The 17,597-nt window shown below is 73.0% G+C and carries 12 protein-coding genes; 6 read left to right on the top strand and 6 right to left on the bottom strand.

The window, feature by feature from the left end; translation table 11 throughout:
- Positions 1 to 3: 3 nt before the first annotated feature.
- A complete protein-coding gene (locus ACSUPR_RS17595) occupies positions 4 to 2,205 on the bottom strand; it encodes a (Fe-S)-binding protein (RefSeq protein ID WP_436885697.1) in 2,202 nt (733 codons plus the stop codon).
- Positions 2,206 to 2,531: 326 nt separating this feature from the next.
- A complete protein-coding gene (locus tag ACSUPR_RS17590; protein WP_436885696.1) occupies positions 2,532 to 3,593 on the bottom strand; it encodes a sensor domain-containing protein in 1,062 nt (353 codons plus the stop codon).
- A 342-nt stretch (positions 3,594 to 3,935) separates the two neighbouring features.
- On the opposite strand from ACSUPR_RS17590, the gene dnaK reads away from it, so the two are divergent.
- The 5 genes from dnaK to clpB all read left to right on the top strand — a co-directional run bounded on the left by dnaK (position 3,936) and on the right by clpB (position 11,024).
- Positions 3,936 to 5,786, top strand: coding sequence for a molecular chaperone DnaK (dnaK, locus tag ACSUPR_RS17585; RefSeq protein ID WP_436885695.1), 1,851 nt, complete (start codon positions 3,936 to 3,938; stop codon positions 5,784 to 5,786).
- A 36-nt stretch (positions 5,787 to 5,822) separates the two neighbouring features.
- Positions 5,823 to 6,533, top strand: a complete 711-nt coding sequence (gene grpE, locus ACSUPR_RS17580) for a nucleotide exchange factor GrpE (protein ID WP_436885694.1) — start codon at positions 5,823 to 5,825, stop codon at positions 6,531 to 6,533.
- A gap of 129 nt (positions 6,534 to 6,662) precedes the next feature.
- Entirely contained in the window at positions 6,663 to 7,826 is a 1,164-nt protein-coding gene (gene dnaJ / locus ACSUPR_RS17575) for a molecular chaperone DnaJ (RefSeq protein WP_436885693.1), read from the top strand.
- Between the two features lie 5 nt (positions 7,827 to 7,831).
- Positions 7,832 to 8,308: a heat shock protein transcriptional repressor HspR gene (locus ACSUPR_RS17570; protein ID WP_436885692.1), complete on the top strand. Its 477-nt coding sequence runs from the start codon at positions 7,832 to 7,834 to the stop codon at positions 8,306 to 8,308.
- A gap of 103 nt (positions 8,309 to 8,411) precedes the next feature.
- The gene (gene clpB, locus ACSUPR_RS17565; RefSeq protein WP_436885691.1) at positions 8,412 to 11,024 is read left to right on the top strand and encodes an ATP-dependent chaperone ClpB; all 2,613 of its coding nucleotides are present in this window, start codon (positions 8,412 to 8,414) and stop codon (positions 11,022 to 11,024) included.
- Positions 11,025 to 11,072: 48 nt separating this feature from the next.
- Here the strand turns inward: clpB and ACSUPR_RS17560 are convergent, their stop codons facing one another.
- The 4 genes from ACSUPR_RS17560 to ACSUPR_RS17545 all read right to left on the bottom strand — a co-directional run bounded on the left by ACSUPR_RS17560 (position 11,073) and on the right by ACSUPR_RS17545 (position 14,747).
- Positions 11,073 to 12,068 carry an NAD-dependent epimerase/dehydratase family protein gene (locus ACSUPR_RS17560; protein WP_436885690.1) on the bottom strand — a complete coding sequence of 332 codons (996 nt, stop codon included), beginning with the start codon at positions 12,066 to 12,068 and terminating at the stop codon, positions 11,073 to 11,075.
- Between the two features lie 85 nt (positions 12,069 to 12,153).
- Positions 12,154 to 13,410 (bottom strand): RNA polymerase sigma factor, encoded by a 1,257-nt coding sequence (locus ACSUPR_RS17555; RefSeq protein ID WP_436885689.1) that lies wholly within the window; start codon positions 13,408 to 13,410, stop codon positions 12,154 to 12,156.
- A gap of 48 nt (positions 13,411 to 13,458) precedes the next feature.
- The gene (locus ACSUPR_RS17550; RefSeq protein WP_436885688.1) at positions 13,459 to 13,905 is read right to left on the bottom strand and encodes a YciI family protein; all 447 of its coding nucleotides are present in this window, start codon (positions 13,903 to 13,905) and stop codon (positions 13,459 to 13,461) included.
- Positions 13,906 to 14,183: 278 nt separating this feature from the next.
- On the bottom strand, positions 14,184 to 14,747 hold the full coding sequence (locus tag ACSUPR_RS17545) for a hypothetical protein (protein WP_436885687.1): 564 nt from the start codon (positions 14,745 to 14,747) through the stop codon (positions 14,184 to 14,186).
- A 183-nt stretch (positions 14,748 to 14,930) separates the two neighbouring features.
- On the opposite strand from ACSUPR_RS17545, the gene ACSUPR_RS17540 reads away from it, so the two are divergent.
- Positions 14,931 to 17,597: a DUF4135 domain-containing protein gene (locus tag ACSUPR_RS17540; RefSeq protein ID WP_436885686.1), complete on the top strand. Its 2,667-nt coding sequence runs from the start codon at positions 14,931 to 14,933 to the stop codon at positions 17,595 to 17,597.

The raw sequence follows: 17,597 nt of genomic DNA, 5'->3' as shown, positions 1-17,597 counted from the left end.
ACCCTAGGCGTCGGCGGACTCGGCCTCCTGCGGGCCGCCGCCCCTGATCGAGCGCAGCAGCAGCTGGGAGACGTCGACGACCTCCAGGGTCTCCTTCGCCTCGCCCTGCGACTTCTTCTCGTTGATCGCGTCACCCAGCATGACCTGGCAGAACGGGCACGCCGTGGACACGGTGTCGGGGTTGGTGGTCAGCGCCTCGTCCACCCGCTCGGTGTTGATGCGCTTGCCGATCCGCTCCTCCATCCACATGCGGGCACCGCCGGCGCCGCAGCAGAAGCCCCGCTCCTTGTGGCGGTGCATCTCCTGCGTCTTGACGCCGGGCACCTTCGCCATGATGTCGCGCGGCGGCGTGTACACCTTGTTGTGGCGGCCCAGGAAGCAGGGGTCGTGGTAGGTGATGTTCTCGTCGATGGACTCGACGGGCGTCAGCCTGCCCTCGTCCACCAGCTTGGCCAGCAGCTGGCTGTGGTGCACGACCTCGTAGGTGCCGCCGAGCTGCGGGTACTCGTTGGCGAGGGTGTTGAAGCAGTGCGGGCAGCTGGCCACGATCTTCGTGACGCCGGCCTCGTTGAGGGTCTCGACGTTCTGCTGGGCCAGCATCTGGAAGACGTACTCCATGCCCAGGCGGCGGGCCGGGTCGCCGGTGCACGCCTCCATGCCGCCCAGGACGGCGAACTTGACGCCCGCGATGTCCAGCAGCTCGGCGATGGCCTTGGTGGTCTTCTTGGCCCGGTCCTCCAGGGCGCCGGCGCAGCCGACCCAGAACAGGTACTCGGTGTCCGCGTCGAGCTTGTCGTCGACGACCTGCACCTCGACCGGGTTCTCCTGGGAGGCCAGCTCCTCGATCCAGTCCATGCGCTTGTCCTCGGACATGCCCCACGGGTTGGCCTTGTTCTCCAGGTTCTTCAGGAGCGTGTTGGCCTCGGACGGGAAGTTGGACTCGACCATGACCTGGTAGCGGCGCATGTCGAGGATGTGGTCGATGTGCTCGATGTCCACCGGGCACTGCTCGACGCAGGCGCCGCAGTTGGTGCAGGCCCACAGCTCGTCCGGGTGGATGACACCGCCCTCCTCCTCGGTGCCGACCAGCGGCTTCTCCAGGAGGGCGAGGACGTCGACGCCGGCGTGGCTGTCGTCGGGCTTCTCGGCCAGGGTCTCGGCGGTGATGCCCTGGAGCAGGTACGGGGCCTTCTCGTAGGCGTGCCGCTGGAGGTCGAGGACGACCTTCTTCGGGGACAGGGGCTTGCCGGTGTTCCAGGCGGGGCACTGGGACTGGCAGCGTCCGCACTCGGTGCAGGTGGAGAAGTCGAGGAGGCCCTTCCAGGTGAAGTCCTCGATCTTGCCCGCGCCGAACGGGTCCTCGTCGGGGTCGGCCTCCTCGAAGTCGAGGGGCGCGCTCCCGTCCTTGTTCATCATCTGCTTGGCGGCGCCCAGCGTCGGCGAGCCGTCCGCGTTGCGCTTGAAGTAGATGTTGACCGGGGCGAGGAAGCGGTGCCAGCCCACGCCCATGGTGAGCTGGCGTGCCAGGACGATGAAGAACGCGTAGCTGATGATCAGCTTGAACGCGGCGACCAGGGCGATCGCGGGGTCGGCGACCGCCGCCTCGCCGGGCATGACCGCGCCGACCGCGTGCGAGATCGGGGTGGCCCAGACCGGGAACGGGAAGGTGTCCGTGGCGACCTTGAGCCCGCGGATCGCGAAGATCGCGAAGAGCAGGCCGATGATGTACGCCTCGACGTAGTAGCCGGTCCACTGCTTGGAGTGCATGAACCGCGACGCGCGGCCCTTGCGCGCCGGGCGGTTGACCACCCGGTACGCGGTCAGGCCGAGGATGCCGACGAGGCTGGTCCCGGCGATGAACTCGATGGCCAGGCCGTAGATCGTCCAGTCGTGGATGAACGGCAGGTGGAAGTGCGGGTCGAAGACCTCGCCCTGCGCCTCGATGACCGTGAAGACCAACAGCGGGAAGGAGACCATCACGAACCAGTGGGCCACACCCACCCAGGGCCGCTTGAGCATCCTGCCGTGGCCGACGATCTCGATGACCGCCATCGTGAACCGTTGTCCGAACGGCCCCTTGCGTTCGGCCTCCACCGGTCGTCCCACGTTCACGGTCCGCACGATCTGGCGGATGGCCAGACCGAACATGGTGAAGGCGACCACGGCGAGGACCGAGGTGATGATGCCCAGTGTCAGGTACAGCATCTCCCGTGGCCTCCCATCCTGCTGCGTCGGCCGGTGCGCCACACACCGGCGGTCCTAACTATGTTACTAGCGGGTAATCATGCGGCGGCCACCGGCTCTGCGGGAAGCCGTGACCCCGCAGGTGCAACGCTAGTCACTCCTGCCGCAACGAAACCACGCGGGCCCACCCTGTTCGCCCCTTGACACGCACCGCGGCGGCGGCCCCGGCCCGCACCGCACCCGCCATTCCACCGCTCCCCCGCGCCCGCCTGCATCGGTCATCCCACCGGCCCGCACGCGGGAGCGCCCGCCGACGGGGCCGGCGGGCGCGGGACGCGGGCGGGGCTTCAGGCGCCGCCGGGGTCGCGGGGCGCCGGGGCGGTGTACACGCGCACCCGGGGGTCCTCCGGCAGGAGCAGCAGTGCACGGCCCAGCAGGGCCTCGGCCTGGGCGCAGGCGCGGACCACCGGCACCAGGGTGGCCAGGAACAGGGCCCCCGCGGCCATGTACACCAGCGTGGTGGCGACCAGCGGGTGCTCGGAGGACAGCAGCGAGCCGACGTCGGTGTAGCCGGGGATGGTGTACAGCGACCAGCCCCAGAGCGGGTAGAGCAGGCCGGCCGGCGCGCCCGTCCACCACGTGACCGTGACGACGAAGGCGACCAGAGAGACCGGGAAGCGCACCAGCGCGTGCAGTGCGTCCAGCCAGCTGCGGCCGCAGCCCAGCGGGGCCAGCGCGCGGCGCACCGGCCCGGCGCCGGGGGCGGGCTCCCGGTAGGGGGCGCGCAGCACCGGCGCCCCGGTGAGGTCGGCGATGCGGACCCGGTCCACGTGGGCGATCCCGCGGGCCGCGTACAGCGTGCCCACCAGGATGAACAGCCCCACCCCGGCGACCGCGGAGCCCAGCCCCGCGGCCAGCCCCGCGAGGACCAGGGAGAACGAGACCACGGCGAGGGGCAGGCCGAGGAGGGCGTGCCGGGTGTCGGCGAGCAGCCGCGCGACCGCGGAGCGGGGGCGCGCCTCGCGCCCCTCCCTGGGGAGGGGCGCGGAGTACGGGTACGGGGCGGAGGGCGGGAGGGCGCCCCGCTCCGGCCCCCCGCCGGGGGCGGTGGCGTCGAGGGCGGTGGAGGGCGACGGATGGGAGGGGCCGGGCCGCAGGCCTCCGTTGAGGGTGGTGGAGGGCGACGGATGGGAGGGGCCGGGCCGCAGGCCTCCGTTGAGGGTGGTGGAGGGCGACGGATGGGAGGGGCCGGGCCGCAGGCCTCCGTTGAGGGTGGTGGAGGGCGACGGATGGGAGGGGCCGGGCCGCAGGCCTCCGTTGAGGGTGGTGGAGGGCGACGGATGGGAGGGGCCGGGCCGCAGGCCTCCGTTGAGGGTGGTGGAGGGCGACGGGCGGGAGTGTGCGTCCATATCCCGAAGCTAGGCCCGCGACCCCCTCCGCGTCGGGGTCGCACGCACCCCTCTCCGGGGTCGCCGCCCCCCGCTTCCGGAGTGGTGCGCGCACCACCCCTGAACCGTCCCCGGTTCCCGTCGGGGACGACCCCGAGACCCGGTCAAGGATCCCCCCGGCTTCACCCGGGGTTCCGTCATCTCCCTCGTGAAAGCCGCCGAACTCGGGAACAACCCCGCAGGGTCGCTCGTTGTCAGGTCGTAGAAAGTAACTTGAGTCTGGTCGACTCAACTGACTTGACAACCCTCGCCGGACGAAGCAAACTTACGCCCGAACGACTCAACTTTGACGGAGGAAGCAACATGGCACGTGCGGTCGGAATCGACCTCGGTACGACGAACTCCTGTGTCGCGGTCCTGGAGGGCGGTGAGCCCACGGTCATCACCAACGCCGAGGGTTCCCGCACCACCCCGTCCGTCGTCGCCTTCGCCAAGAACGGTGAGGTCCTCGTCGGCGAGGTCGCCAAGCGCCAGGCGGTCACCAACGTCGACCGCACCATCCGGTCGGTCAAGCGCCACATCGGCACCGACTGGACCGTGAAGATCGACGACAAGACCTTCAACCCGCAGCAGATCAGCGCCTTCATCCTGCAGAAGCTCAAGCGGGACGCCGAGGCCTACCTGGGCGAGGACGTGACCGACGCGGTCATCACCGTCCCGGCGTACTTCAGCGACTCCCAGCGCCAGGCCACCAAGGAGGCCGGCACGATCGCGGGCCTCAACGTCCTGCGCATCATCAACGAGCCCACCTCGGCCGCGCTCGCCTACCACCTGGAGAAGGAGGACGAGGCGACGATCCTCGTCTACGACCTCGGTGGCGGCACCTTCGACGTCTCCCTGCTGGAGGTCGGCGACGGCGTCGTGGAGGTCAAGGCCACCAACGGCGACAACCACCTGGGCGGCGACGACTGGGACCAGGCGATCGTCGACTGGCTCGTCGAGAAGTTCAAGAACTCCAACGGCGTGGACCTGGCCAAGGACAAGATGGCCCTCCAGCGCCTGCGCGAGGCCGCCGAGAAGGCCAAGATCGAGCTGTCCAGCTCCAGCGAGACGCAGATCAACCTGCCCTACATCACCGCCTCGGCGGAGGGCCCGCTGCACCTGGACGAGAAGCTCACCCGCGCCGAGTTCCAGCGGCTGACCTCCGACCTGGTCGAGCGGACCAAGATCCCGTTCCAGCAGGTCATCAAGGACGCGGGCATCAGCCTCAGCGAGATCGAGCACGTGGTGCTGGTCGGCGGCTCCACCCGCATGCCCGCCATCGTCGAGCTCGTCAAGGAGCTGACCGGCGGCAAGGAGCCCAACAAGGGCGTCAACCCGGACGAGGTCGTGGCCATCGGCGCCGCGCTCCAGGCCGGTGTGCTCAAGGGCGAGGTCAAGGACGTCCTGCTCCTGGACGTGACCCCGCTGTCGCTGGGCATCGAGACCAAGGGCGGCGTGTTCACCAAGCTCATCGAGCGCAACACGACCATCCCGACCAAGCGCTCCGAGATCTTCACGACGGCCGACGACAACCAGCCGTCCGTGCAGATCCAGGTCTACCAGGGCGAGCGCGAGATGGCCCGCGACAACAAGAAGCTGGGCGTCTTCGACCTGACCGGTCTGCCCCCGGCGCCGCGCGGCGTCCCGCAGATCGAGGTGGCCTTCGACATCGACGCCAACGGCATCGTCAACGTCACCGCCAAGGACCTGGGCACCGGCCGCGAGCAGTCCGTCACCATCTCCGGCGGCTCGGCGATGTCCAAGGAGGACATCGACAAGATGGTCCGCGACGCCGAGCAGTACGCGGAGGAGGACCGCAAGCGCCGCGAGAGCGCCGAGGTCCGCAACAACGCCGAGTCCCTCGTGTTCCAGACCGAGAAGGTCATCAAGGACAACGAGGACAAGATCCCGGCGGACGTGCGCTCGGAGACCGAGGCCGCCCTGGGCGAGCTGAAGACCGCCCTGGAGGGCTCGGACGTCGACACCATCCGCACGGCGAGCGAGAAGGTCGCGCTGGCCAGCCAGAAGATCGGTTCGGCGATCTACAGCCAGGGCCAGCAGGGCGCCGACGGCGCCGCCGCCGGCGAGTCCGCCCCGGGCGCCTCCGCCGACGACTCCGACGTCGTGGACGCCGAGATCGTCGACGAGGACAACAAGGGCGACCGGTCCTGACCCGCTCGGGCCGAGAGGAAGGAGGGCACGTCCCAGATGGCGCTGTCTGACAACACGAACGGCACCACCGGAGACGGTGAGGAGCGCCAGGGTCCGGTGATCCGCGACAACCGCCGTATCGACCCGGAGACCGGGGAGGTGCGCGAGCCGAAGGCGGAGGAGACCGCCGGGGCCGCGGAGGAGGCCGCGGACGACGAGGCCGTCACCGACGACGAGGGCGTCGAGGGCATCGAGATCCCGGACACCCCCGAGCAGGTGGTGTCGGAGGCGATCAACGCCGACGAGCGGGTCGTGGAGCTCACCAACGACATCAAGCGGGTGCAGGCGGAGTACTCCAACTACCGCAAGCGCGTCGAGCGGGACCGGGTGGCCGTCCGCGAGGTCGCCACCGCCCAGGTCCTCGGTGAACTCCTGCCGATCCTGGACGACATCGGCCGGGCCCGCGACCACGACGAGCTCACCGGCGGGTTCAAGGCGGTGGGCGAGGCCCTGGAGGGCGTGGTCGCCAAGCTGGGCCTGGAGCGGTTCGCGGAGCAGGGCGAGGAGTTCGACCCGAACCTGCACGAGGCGCTGACCCTGATCCCGGTTCCGAACATCTCGGTCCAGACCGTGGTGGAGGTCTTCCAGCCGGGGTACCGGATCGGTGAGCGCATCCTGCGCCCGGCCCGCGTGGTCGTCGGCGAACCCGCCGGGGACACCGGCGAGGACGCCGGTACCGGCGACGTCCGGGCCGAGGACGGCGATTAGCGGGACGACCCCGCAGGGCCCCGGCCGCACCCCCCCGGGTGCGGCCGGGGCCGACCCCGGGCCCGGGAGGCCCGGGACGACCTGGCAACAACGGACGCGATCTGAGCAGCGGGAGAAGGCACCCAGTCGATGAGCACCAAGGACTACCTGGAGAAGGACTACTACAAGGTCCTCGGAGTCTCAAAGACCGCCTCCAAGGACGAGATCAAGTCGTCCTACCGCAAGCTGGCACGCGCGAACCACCCCGACGCCAACACCGGCGACCCCGAGGCGGAGAACCGCTTCAAGGAGATCTCCGAGGCGTACAACGTCCTGTCGGACGACAAGCGCCGCAAGGAGTACGACGACGCGCGCTCCCTGTTCGGGGGCTCCTACCGGCCCGGCGGCGGGACCGGCCCGGGCGGGTTCGACATGAGCGACCTGTTCGGGCAGGGCGGCGGCACCGCGGGCGGCACCGGCGGAGAGCGCCTCAGTGACCTCTTCGGCGGGCTGTTCGGCGGCCGGGGGCGGGGCGGCACGGCGACGCGCAGCAGGCGCGGCGCCGACGTGGAGACCGAGACCACCCTGACCTTCCGCGAGGCCGCGGCCGGGGCGACCCGCTCCTTCCAGCTCGCCAGCGAAGCCCCCTGTCCCACCTGCAAGGGGACCGGCGCCAAGGCGGGCACCGCCCCGCGGATGTGCCCCAAGTGCGCGGGCACCGGGCACGAGAACACCAACCTCGGCGGCTTCTCGCTGTCGGAGCCGTGCAGCGAGTGCAAGGGGCGCGGCCTGGTCGTCGACGACCCCTGCGCCACCTGCCACGGCAGCGGGCGCGGCAAGAGCACCCGCACCATCCAGACGCGCATTCCCGCCGGGGTGGCCGACGGCCAGCGCATCCGCATCAAGGGCAAGGGCGCGCCGGGCGAGAACGGCGGCCCCGCGGGCGACCTGTACGTCGTCGTCCACGTGAAGGAGCACCCGGTGTTCGGCAGGACCGGCGACAACGTCACGATCACCGTCCCGATCACCTTCCCCGAGGCGGTGCTCGGCGCCGACGTGCGCATCCCGACCCTCTCCGGGTTCCCGGTGACGGTCAAGGTGCCACCGGGCACACAGAACGGCCACAAACTGCGGGTGCGCGGCAAGGGTGCGACCCGCAAGGACGGCACCGCCGGGGACATGATCGTCACCCTGGAGGTCTCCGTCCCCACGAACCTCAACGGCGATGCCCGTGAGGCCCTGGAGAAGTTCCGCGCGGCGACGTCCGACCACGACCCGCGCGACGGGCTCGAAGCACGGGCGAAGGGTGCGTGAGACCGATGAACGACTCCTTCGGCGTGGACGCCCCGGTCTACGTCATATCCGTGGCGGCCGAACTGGCGGGCATGCACCCGCAGACGCTGCGGCAGTACGACCGGCTGGGGATCGTGTCCCCGGGCCGGACCTCCGGACGCGGTAGGCGCTACTCCATGCGCGACGTGCAGACGCTGCGCGAGGTGCAGCGGCTGTCCCAGGAGGAGGGCATCAACCTGGCCGGGATCAAGCGGATCCTGGAGCTGGAACACGAGGTGGAACAGCTGCGCGAGCACGTGTTCCACCTGGCCAACGAACTGGAGGCGGCACGCCGGGCGGTGGCCCGGCGGTCGCGCCCGGCCCACCCCGAGGGCGGGCCGGGGGTGCGCGGCGAACTGGTCCGGCGCACCCGGGTGACGATCTTCAACACCGCCGAGGGCGACGGCCGGTTGGGGGACTCCGCGCAGGAGGGCCCCGGCCGCGCCCCCGGCGAGGAGGCCTGAGGGCCGCAACGGTTCCACCGGGGCTCCGCACAGCGGCACGGGGGCTTGGTCGACCGAGCAACACCACCCTGCGTCACGAGACTTGTGAAAGGAGTCACCGCGCATGAACTACAAGCTCACCCAGAAGAGCCAGGAGGCCCTGTCGGTGGCCATCCGCCGGGCCACGACGGACGGCAACCCGCAGACCGAGCCGGTGCACCTGCTGGCCGCGCTGCTGGACCAGGCCGAGGGCATCACCCGACCGCTGCTCAAGGAGACGGGCGCCGACCCCGACCGGCTCAAGGACAGGGTGGACGCGGCCATCGACGCGCTGCCCAAGGTGTCCGGCTCCACGACGGCGTCGCCGAGCTCCTCCCGGCAGCTCATCGTCTCCATCAACACCGCCGCCCAGCGCGCCAAGCAGATGGAGGACGAGTACGTCTCCACCGAGCACCTGCTGGTGGGCCTGGCCGCCGACGGCGGCGAGGCCGCCCGGCTGCTCAAGGAGGCCGGCGCCACCCCCGAGGCCCTGCTCGACGCGTTCGAGCGGGTGCGCGGCAAGGGGCGGATCACCACGGAGAACCCCGAGGAGACCTACCAGGCGCTGGAGAAGTACGGCGTCGACCTGACCGAACGGGCCCGCGAGGGCAAGGTGGACCCGGTGATCGGCCGCGACGGGGAGATCCGGCGGGTCATCCAGGTCCTCAGCCGCCGCACCAAGAACAACCCGGTGCTCATCGGCGAGCCCGGCGTCGGCAAGACCGCCGTGGTGGAGGGCCTGGCCCAGCGCATCGTCGCGGGAGACGTGCCCCAGTCGCTGCTCGGCAAGAGGCTGATCAGCCTGGACCTGTCGGCGATGGTGGCGGGCGCCAAGTACCGGGGCGAGTTCGAGGAGCGCCTCAAGGCGGTGCTCCAGGAGATCAAGGACTCCGACGGCCAGGTCATCACGTTCATCGACGAGCTGCACACCATGGTCGGAGCCGGCGCGTCCGGCGACGGCTCCATGGACGCCGGGAACATGCTCAAGCCGATGCTGGCCCGCGGTGAGCTGCGCATGGTCGGCGCGACCACGCTGGACGAGTACCGGGAGCGGATCGAGAAGGACCCCGCCCTGGAGCGCCGGTTCCAGCAGGTGTTCGTGGGCGAGCCGTCGGCCACCGACACCATCGCGATCCTGCGCGGGCTCAAGGGCCGCTACGAGGCGCACCACAAGGTGCAGATCTCCGACTCGGCGCTGGTGGCCGCCGCCACCCTGTCCGACCGCTACATCACCGCGCGCTTCCTGCCGGACAAGGCGATCGACCTCATCGACGAGGCGGCGTCCCGGCTGCGCATGGAGATCGACTCCAGCCCGGTGGAGATCGACGAGCTGCGCCGCACCGTCGACCGCCTCAAGATGGAGGAGATGGCGCTGGACAAGGAGTCGGACCCGGCGTCCCGGCAGCGGCTGGAGCGGCTGCGCTCGGACCTGGCCGACAAGCAGGAGCGCCTGAACGGGCTGGTCGCCCGGTGGGAGCAGGAGAAGGCGGGCCTGAACCGGGTCGGTGAGCTCAAGGGGCGGCTGGACGAGCTGCGCACCCAGGCCGAGCTGGCCGAGCGCGAGGGCGACTTCACCACGGCGTCCCGGCTGATGTACGGGGAGATCCCGCAGCTGGAGAAGCAGCTGGAGGAGGCGTCCAAGGCGGAGGAGTCCGCCGAGGCCAAGGCCGACACCATGGTCAAGGACGAGGTGGGCGCCGACGAGGTCGCCGAGGTGGTGTCGTCCTGGACCGGCATCCCCGTGGGGCGGATGATGGAGGGCGAGACCTCCAAGCTGCTGCGCATGGAGGAGGAGCTGGGCAGGCGGCTCATCGGCCAGCGGTCCGCGGTGGTGGCCGTGGCCGACGCGGTGCGCCGGGCCCGGGCGGGCATCTCCGACCCCGACCGGCCGACCGGGTCGTTCCTGTTCCTGGGGCCGACGGGTGTCGGCAAGACCGAGCTGGCCAAGGCGCTGGCGGAGTTCCTGTTCGACGACGAGCGGGCGATCGTCCGCATCGACATGAGCGAGTACTCAGAGAAGCACTCGGTGTCCCGCCTGGTCGGCGCACCCCCCGGGTACGTCGGCTACGAGGAGGGAGGCCAGCTCACCGAGGCGGTGCGGCGGCGCCCGTACACGGTGGTGCTGCTGGACGAGGTGGAGAAGGCCCACATCGAGGTGTTCGACACCCTGCTCCAGGTCCTGGACGACGGCCGACTGACCGACGGCCAGGGGCGGGTGGTGGACTTCCGCAACACCATCCTCATCCTCACCTCCAACCTGGGCTCGCCGTTCCTGGTGGACCAGACCCTGGACGAGGCGACCCGCGAGCAGCGGGTGATGGACGTGGTGCGGGCGACGTTCAAGCCCGAGTTCCTGAACCGGCTCGACGACGTCATCATGTTCGACGCGCTGTCCATCGAGGACCTGACCCGGATCGTGGACCTCCAGGTGGAGAAGCTGGCCCGCCGCCTGGCCGACCGGCGGCTGCGCCTGGACGTGACGCCGGGGGCGCGGGAGTGGCTGGCGATGACCGGCTACGACCCCAACTACGGCGCCCGGCCGCTGCGCCGCCTGGTGCAGTCCTCCATCGGCGACCCGCTGGCCCGCGAGCTGCTGGCGGGCGGGCTGGCCGAGGGGGACACGGTGGTGGTGGACGTCAACGACACCGCCGACAGCCTGGTCGTGTCGTCCCGCCCGGTCGGCACCCCGGCCGGATAGCCCGGCACGACCGCGGGGGCCGCCCGGACGGGCGGCCCCCGCGGCGTGTCAGCGGGTGCCGGACGCGGCGAGGAGGCGCTCCTCGGCGCCCTCGGGCAGGCCGACGGCGGGGCGGTCGGGCCGCTGCGGGGCGGTGCCGCCGAGGGAGACCAGCCACTCCCAGGTGTCGGCGACGGTCTCGGCGACCGGGCGGCAGCGCAGCCCGGCGGCCACCGCGCGGGAGACGTCGCCGGTGTGCAGGGAGTCGTGCAGCTCGCCCGGCGGGAGCCACACCGGCAGCTGCGACCACGGCTCCACCCCGGCCGCGGCGACCTGCTCGGGGGTGAGCCACACGGGTTCGGCGCCCGACCCTGTGGCGGCGGCGCAGGCGTCGATCAGCCCGCCCATGGTGGCGTGCCCGGGCGGGCTCACCAGGTTGAACGGGCCGGACAGCCCCGCCGCGGTGGCGTCCAGGGTCCAGGCGGCCAGGTCGCGGACGTCCACGTACTGGATCGGCAGGTCGGCGGGGCCGGGGGCGGGGAAGGGGCCGCCCCGGGCGATCCGGTTCAGCCACCAGGGCAGGCGGCCGATGTTCTCGTAGGGGCCGAGGATGAGTCCGGCCCGCACGAACAGGGAGCGGTCGCCGAAGGCCGCCTCCACGGCCAGTTCGCCGCCGCGCTTGTCGGCCGCGTAGTCGGTGCCGTCGGCCCCGGGGTCGCCGTCCACCGTCGGCCAGGTCTCGTCGGAGCCGGGCGCCGCGGGGAAGGTGTAGACGGAGCGGCTGGAGATGTAGGAGTAACGGCCCGCCCGGTCCGCCAGCAGGCGGGAGGACTCCGCCACCACGCGGGGCGCCGCCGACCAGGTGTCGACGACGGCGTCCCACTCGCCCTCCCCCAGCTCCGCCAGGCCGTCCGGGGCCAGCCGGTCGCCGTGCAGCACGGCCGCGCCCGGCGGGGCCTGCCCGGTCCCGCGGTGCAGGACCGTGACGTCCCACCCCCGCTCCAGCGCGTCCTCGACGATCGCGCGCCCGACGAACTCGGTGCCGCCCAGTACCAGAAGTCTCATGCGGGCAGTCTGGCCCGGACCTCCCCTCCCGCGCCAGGGTTCACTGCCCTCGGCAGAATCCCGCCGTGCGGGATGCGTCGGGGGGTCAGGGGGCGACGCGGTCGGCGCGGGCCAGCAGCAGGGCGCGCTCGCTCCCGTTGCGGGTGAGGGACGCCGCTCGGCGGAACTCCGCCTCGGCCTCCTTCGGCCGGCCCAGCCGCTCCAGCAGGTCTCCGCGGACGGCAGGGAGCGGGTGGTAGCCGTCCAGGGCCCCCTGGAGGGCGTCGGTGATCTCCAGGGCCGCCTGCGGGCCGTCGGCCATCGACACCGCCACCGCCCGGTTGAGCTCCACCACCGGGGAGCCGGTCTCCCGGACCAGCGCCAGGTAGAGGGCTGCGATGACGGTCCAGTCGGTGTCCTCCGGGGTGAGGGCGCGGGCGTGCTCCGCGGCGATCGCCGCCTGGAGGGCGTAGGGCCCGCGCGGCAGGGAGGGGTCGGGCGGCAGCGACCGCACCAGCGCCGCCATGCCCCGGGTGATGAGCATCCGGTCCCAGCGGGAGCGGTCCTGTTCGGCGAGCGGTACCGGGGTCCCGTCCGGGGCGACCCGGGCGCGGAACCGGGAGGCGTGCAGCTCCATGAGCGCGACCAGTCCGTGCACCTCGCGCTCCTTCGGGAGCAGCCCGGCGAGCACCCGGCCCAGCCGCATGGCCTCCTCGCACAGCTCGGGGCGCAGGAGGCTGTCGCCCGAGGTCGCCGCGTACCCCTCGTTGAAGACGAGGTAGACGACCTCCAGCACGGAGGCCACCCGGGCGTCGCGGTCCTCGCCGACGGGCACCTCGAACGGCACCTTCCTCTCGGCCAGGGTGCGCTTGGCGCGGACGATGCGCTGGGCGACGGTCGGCTCGGGCACCAGGAACGCGCGGGCGATCTCGTCGGTGGTCAGCCCGCCCAGCATCCGCAGGGTCAGGGCGACCCGCGCCTGCGTGGACAGCACCGGGTGGCAGCACACGAACATGAGCCGCAGCAGGTCGTCGCCGTAGTCCTCCTCCAGGACGGCGTCGAACCCGTCCCGCCCGTCGTTCTCGGCGATGTGGCGGCCCAGCTCGGCCATGCGGTCCTGGAAGCGCTCGTCGCGCCGCCAGCGGTCGACGACACGGCGTTTGGCGACGGTGGTCAGCCAGGCGCCGGGCCGGTCGGGCACACCCTCACGCGGCCATTTCTCCAAAGCGCTGACCAGCGCGTCCTGGGCGAACTCCTCGGCCAGGCCGACGTCGCCGACCATGCGGGTGAGTGCGGCGACGAGGCGGGCCGATTCGATGCGCCAGACCGCCTCCACCGCGCGCCGGGTATCGGTGTGGCTCACGGGCCCATGAGAGCACCGTGAGCCGCGTCACCGCAACCCGGCCCGTGGTCAGCCCGCCTCCCCCTCGTGGGCGTTCTGCTTGCGCAGTTCGCGCTCGCGCTCCTTGAGCTCCTCGGGCATCATCTCGTCGCTGAAGTCGTCGGTGTCCATGATCCGGCGCAGGACCAGGTGCATCTCCGTGGTGTCGCCCGCCGGCGGGTGGGGGCAGCGCTTGGCCCACTCCACGGCCTCCTCGGGCGAGGACACCTGGATGATCCAGTACCCGGCGATGAACTCCCTGGCCTCGGCGAAGGGGCCGTCGGTGACGCGGGCCCTCCCGTCGGAGAAGGTCACCCGGGTGGCCTCGGTGGAGGGCGCCAGGCCGTCCCCGGCGAGCAGCACCCCGGCCTTGACCAGCTCCTCGTTGTAGGCGGCCATGGCCTCGAAGATCTCCGGGGTCATCTCGGTGTTCGCCTCGGCCTGCGGGTCGGACATGATCGACATCATGTAGCGCATGGTGTTCGCCTTCCGTGCGGTCCGGGGGCCTCTCCCCCGCCTCTCACCTGTTCGTCGAACGGGGCCGCGCAGGATCGACATCCCGCCGAGAATTTTTTTCCGGGCCGTGTGAAGCCCCTGCGAATCCGCTGCCGGAGACTCGTACACGTACCAGAGACCACCCCGGCACAGTGGGAGGGGAACCTGGAAGGGCGGCCTTTCCGGTCGTCCGGGGTCCTCCTCCCGCCCAGGGGCGGCCCGGGGCCGGCCCCGGGGGCCGGCCGGGGGTCAGCCGGGGGTCAGCCGGGAAAGCCGAGCCCGGAGAGCCAGGAACGGCTCAGCGAGACGGTGGCGGGGTCGGCGCCCCGCCGGACCAGCTCCTCGCTCAGCTCCGGGTGCTTGACCACCCGGTCCGCCCGGGTCATCAGCGCGACATCGCCCCGGGCCAGGACCGCGCGCACGACGGCGCCCTCGACATCGGCCCGGGTGTCCGCCGCGAAGGGGCTCTGGCTGGTCGGCAGGAAGGGACCCGTGTAGAGGTCCAGGGCCCGTTCCAGCTCCCCCGCGCGGACGAGCCCCAACAGCTCCACGACGTCGAACCGGACGCCGCCGTCCAGCGTGTAGCAGGCCCTGCGCCGGTCGTAGCGGACGGGGATCCCCGCCCGGCGGGCGCGCATGGCCAGGGTCGGCAGGCTCGACGGGGCCGGGTCGGCCTCGAACAGCTCCACCAGCACCCGGTCGCGGTGCACGCTCCCGTGGGACAGGGCGACCAGCGCCGCCAGCTCCACGGCCCTGCGGTTGGCCACGGCCGCGCCGTCCACGGCGCAGCGGCCCAGTGTCGATACCTCCACCGTCCTCGTCATCTCGCCTCCTCCTCGGGAAGGGTCCGACCTCTGCACACCTACTGTCGCCGGGGCCCCCATCGCCCACTTATCGCCCGCCTATCGGCCGCCGCCCCGGCGTGATGGCGCCGTGAACGCCCCTGGTGAGACTGGGTCCAGAGCACCGGTGCGTCATCGGGACCCCGGTCGGAACGGGAGCCGAACATGGAAAGGCAATGGACCGTCGCGGAACTCCCCTGGTGGCGGGCGGCGGACGACCCCGCCGCGGACGCGCCCGCCCCCGCCGGGCCGGAACCGTGGGTGCGCCGCGCGGACGGGCGCATCGCCCTGGGCCGGGACGCCGGGCGCCCGCGGGAGGCGTACCTCGCCGACCCCGGGGCGGCCGGGTTCCTGCGCCCGGCCCTGGACGCCGTGCACGGGCACCAGCGGGCCCTGCACGACGCGGTGTCCGCGCTGGTGCGGGGGGCCGACCCCCGGCTGGCCGGGCTGCCGGACCTGCTGGCCCGGGAGTGGCCGGACGAGGAGCTGAGCCGGCTGATGACCCCGACCGTGGCCCTGGAGATGCAGTTCGCCCAGCTCTCCGGGCGGATCGGCGGCGAGAGCGGGGAGGCCCGGTTCCGCGCGTACCTGGAGCTGCTGTCGCGCCCGCGGTTCCAGCGCGAGCTGTGGGAGGAGTACACGGTTCTGCTGCGCCGGGTCGCGGAGGTGCTCTCCCGGTGGGAGGGGTCCCGGCTGGAGCTGGCCCGCCACCTCGTCGCCGACCTCCCGGCGCTGGACGGGCTGCACGGGGGCCGGCTGGACGAGGTGGCCCTGGTGGACTTCGGCTCCGGGTACGTGCGCCGCCCGGGCGGGCTGGTCGGCGCCGTCGTCTCGTTCGGGGACACCCGGATGGTCCACGCCCCGCGTCCGCCGGACGCGGCGGTGCTGTGGGAGGAGATCGTCTCCTGGTTCAACGCGCGCGGACCCGAGCACCGGCTGACCGCCGCCCCGGTGCTGCGCCTGCCCGACCACGGGTGGACGCTCCGCGTCGAGCACGAAGCCTGCCCCGACGGAGAAGGCGGCGCCTTCTACTGGCGGCTGGGCGCCCTCACCGCGCTGTCCCACGCCCTGACCGGCCGGGCGCCGCGCCACCGGGACGTCGTCGCGCACGGCGCGCACCCGGTGCTGACGGACGCCGAGCGCCTGCTGTCGGCGACGGCGCGCTCCCCCGAGCGGCCGGTGGACCCGGCGGCGCTCCTCACCGGCGACGAGGACGACCCGCTGGACGAGGAGCCCGTGGAGGACGAGGACCACCTGCCCGAGTCCGGTGGCGGGGTGCTGCCGCTGGAGGGGCACGCGGGGGCCCTGACGGACGGGTTCGCGTTCGCCTACGACGCCCTGGTGGCCGACCGCGGCACCTGGCTGTCCCGGGAGGGGCCGCTGGGCGGGCTGGCCCGGACCCGGCTGCGGCACGACCTGTACCCGGCCGCCCTCTACGCGCCCTCCCTGGACGCCGGGGACCGCCCGGACCTGCTGCGCGACGGCCTCACACGCTCGCTGCTGCTGCCCCGGCCGCTGCCCGGTGACGGCGACGCCCGGCTGTGGTCGGCGCTGCTGCGGGCGGAGTCGGCCGACCTGCTCCACGGCGACCTGCCGCACCTGTCGGGTCCGGCGGGGGCCGCCGACCTGGTCGACAGCGCGGGCCGGACCGTCCCGGGGGTGCTCGTCGAGACCCCGGCCGCGTCCGTGCGCCGTCGGCTGCGGTCCCTGGACCGGCACGGCGCCGGGGGCGCGGTGGCTCTGGTCCGCCGGGCCGCCCGCGACCTGTGCCCCGACGACCCCGACGCGGCCGACCCGCGCCCGGGCGACCGGCCGCTGGACCCGGCGACCGCCCTGGCCGCCGCGACCGACCTCGCCCGCGGGCTCTCCCCGCGGGATCCGGGGGCCGGACCGCTGCTGGCCCGGCTCGCCGTCCTCGACGGCGGCCCCGGCCCGCGGACGCGCGCCGAGGCCGCCGCGGACCACTCCGCCGCCCTGCGCTTCTCCCCCGACGACCCGGACCGGTTCGCCCGGGCGGGGGCGGCGCTGGTCCACCTGGCCGCGGCCTGCTCGGTGCACGGCCGCGACCCCTGGGTACGGGGTGCCCTGGCACACCTGGACCTGCTGCGCGGGCACGCCGAGGGCGGTTCCCCCGGTACGGCCGGGGGCCGGGCGGGCACCGTCCTGGCCGCCCTCTCCCTGCACGCGGTCCTGCCGGACTCGGGAGCGCTGGCCGTGGCCGACCGCGTCGCGTCGGCGCTCGCCGAGGCGGAGCCCGTACCCGAGCCCGGCATGGCCTCGGGCTCCACCGGCGTCCTGGTCGCGCTGGCCCGCATGGACGCCGCACTGCCCGGCGCGGGGTACGGCGGGGCGGTCGCCCGGCTGCTGTCCCGGGAGCGGGAGGTGCTGGAACGGCACCCGCCGACGGACGTGTCCTGGTGCCGCGGCCTGGCGGGGATCGGCCTGTCCCGCCTGTCGCTGCTGGCCGACACGCGCGAGCCCGCGGTGCGCTCGGCCGCCCTGGAGGACCTGGCGTCCCTGGAGCGCGCCGTCCGCGACGCAGTGCTGGGGGTCGGCTCCGGCCTGCGCTCCGCCGGCGACCACGGTGCCTGCCACGGCGACCTGGGCGTCCTGGAGTTCCTGGTGTCGACGGCCCGGCGGCGGGGCGGCGGGGCGGACGACGCCCCGCTGCGCGGCGCGGCCGGCCTGCTCGCGCACGGCCGCGCCCGCGGCTGGCGCCTCACCCCGGGCGCCGCGCCCGCGCTGTCCGGTGCGGCCGGAGCGGGGTACGGCCTGCTCCGCCTGGCCTTTCCGCACGCCGTCCCCTCCCTCCTGCTCGTCTCGCCGCCCTGA

It is taken from the genome of Nocardiopsis dassonvillei (assembly GCF_964273065.1).
Classification (GTDB): Bacteria; Actinomycetota; Actinomycetes; order Streptosporangiales; family Streptosporangiaceae; genus Nocardiopsis; species Nocardiopsis dassonvillei_B.
This window is presented reverse-complemented; position numbering and strand designations above follow the sequence as displayed.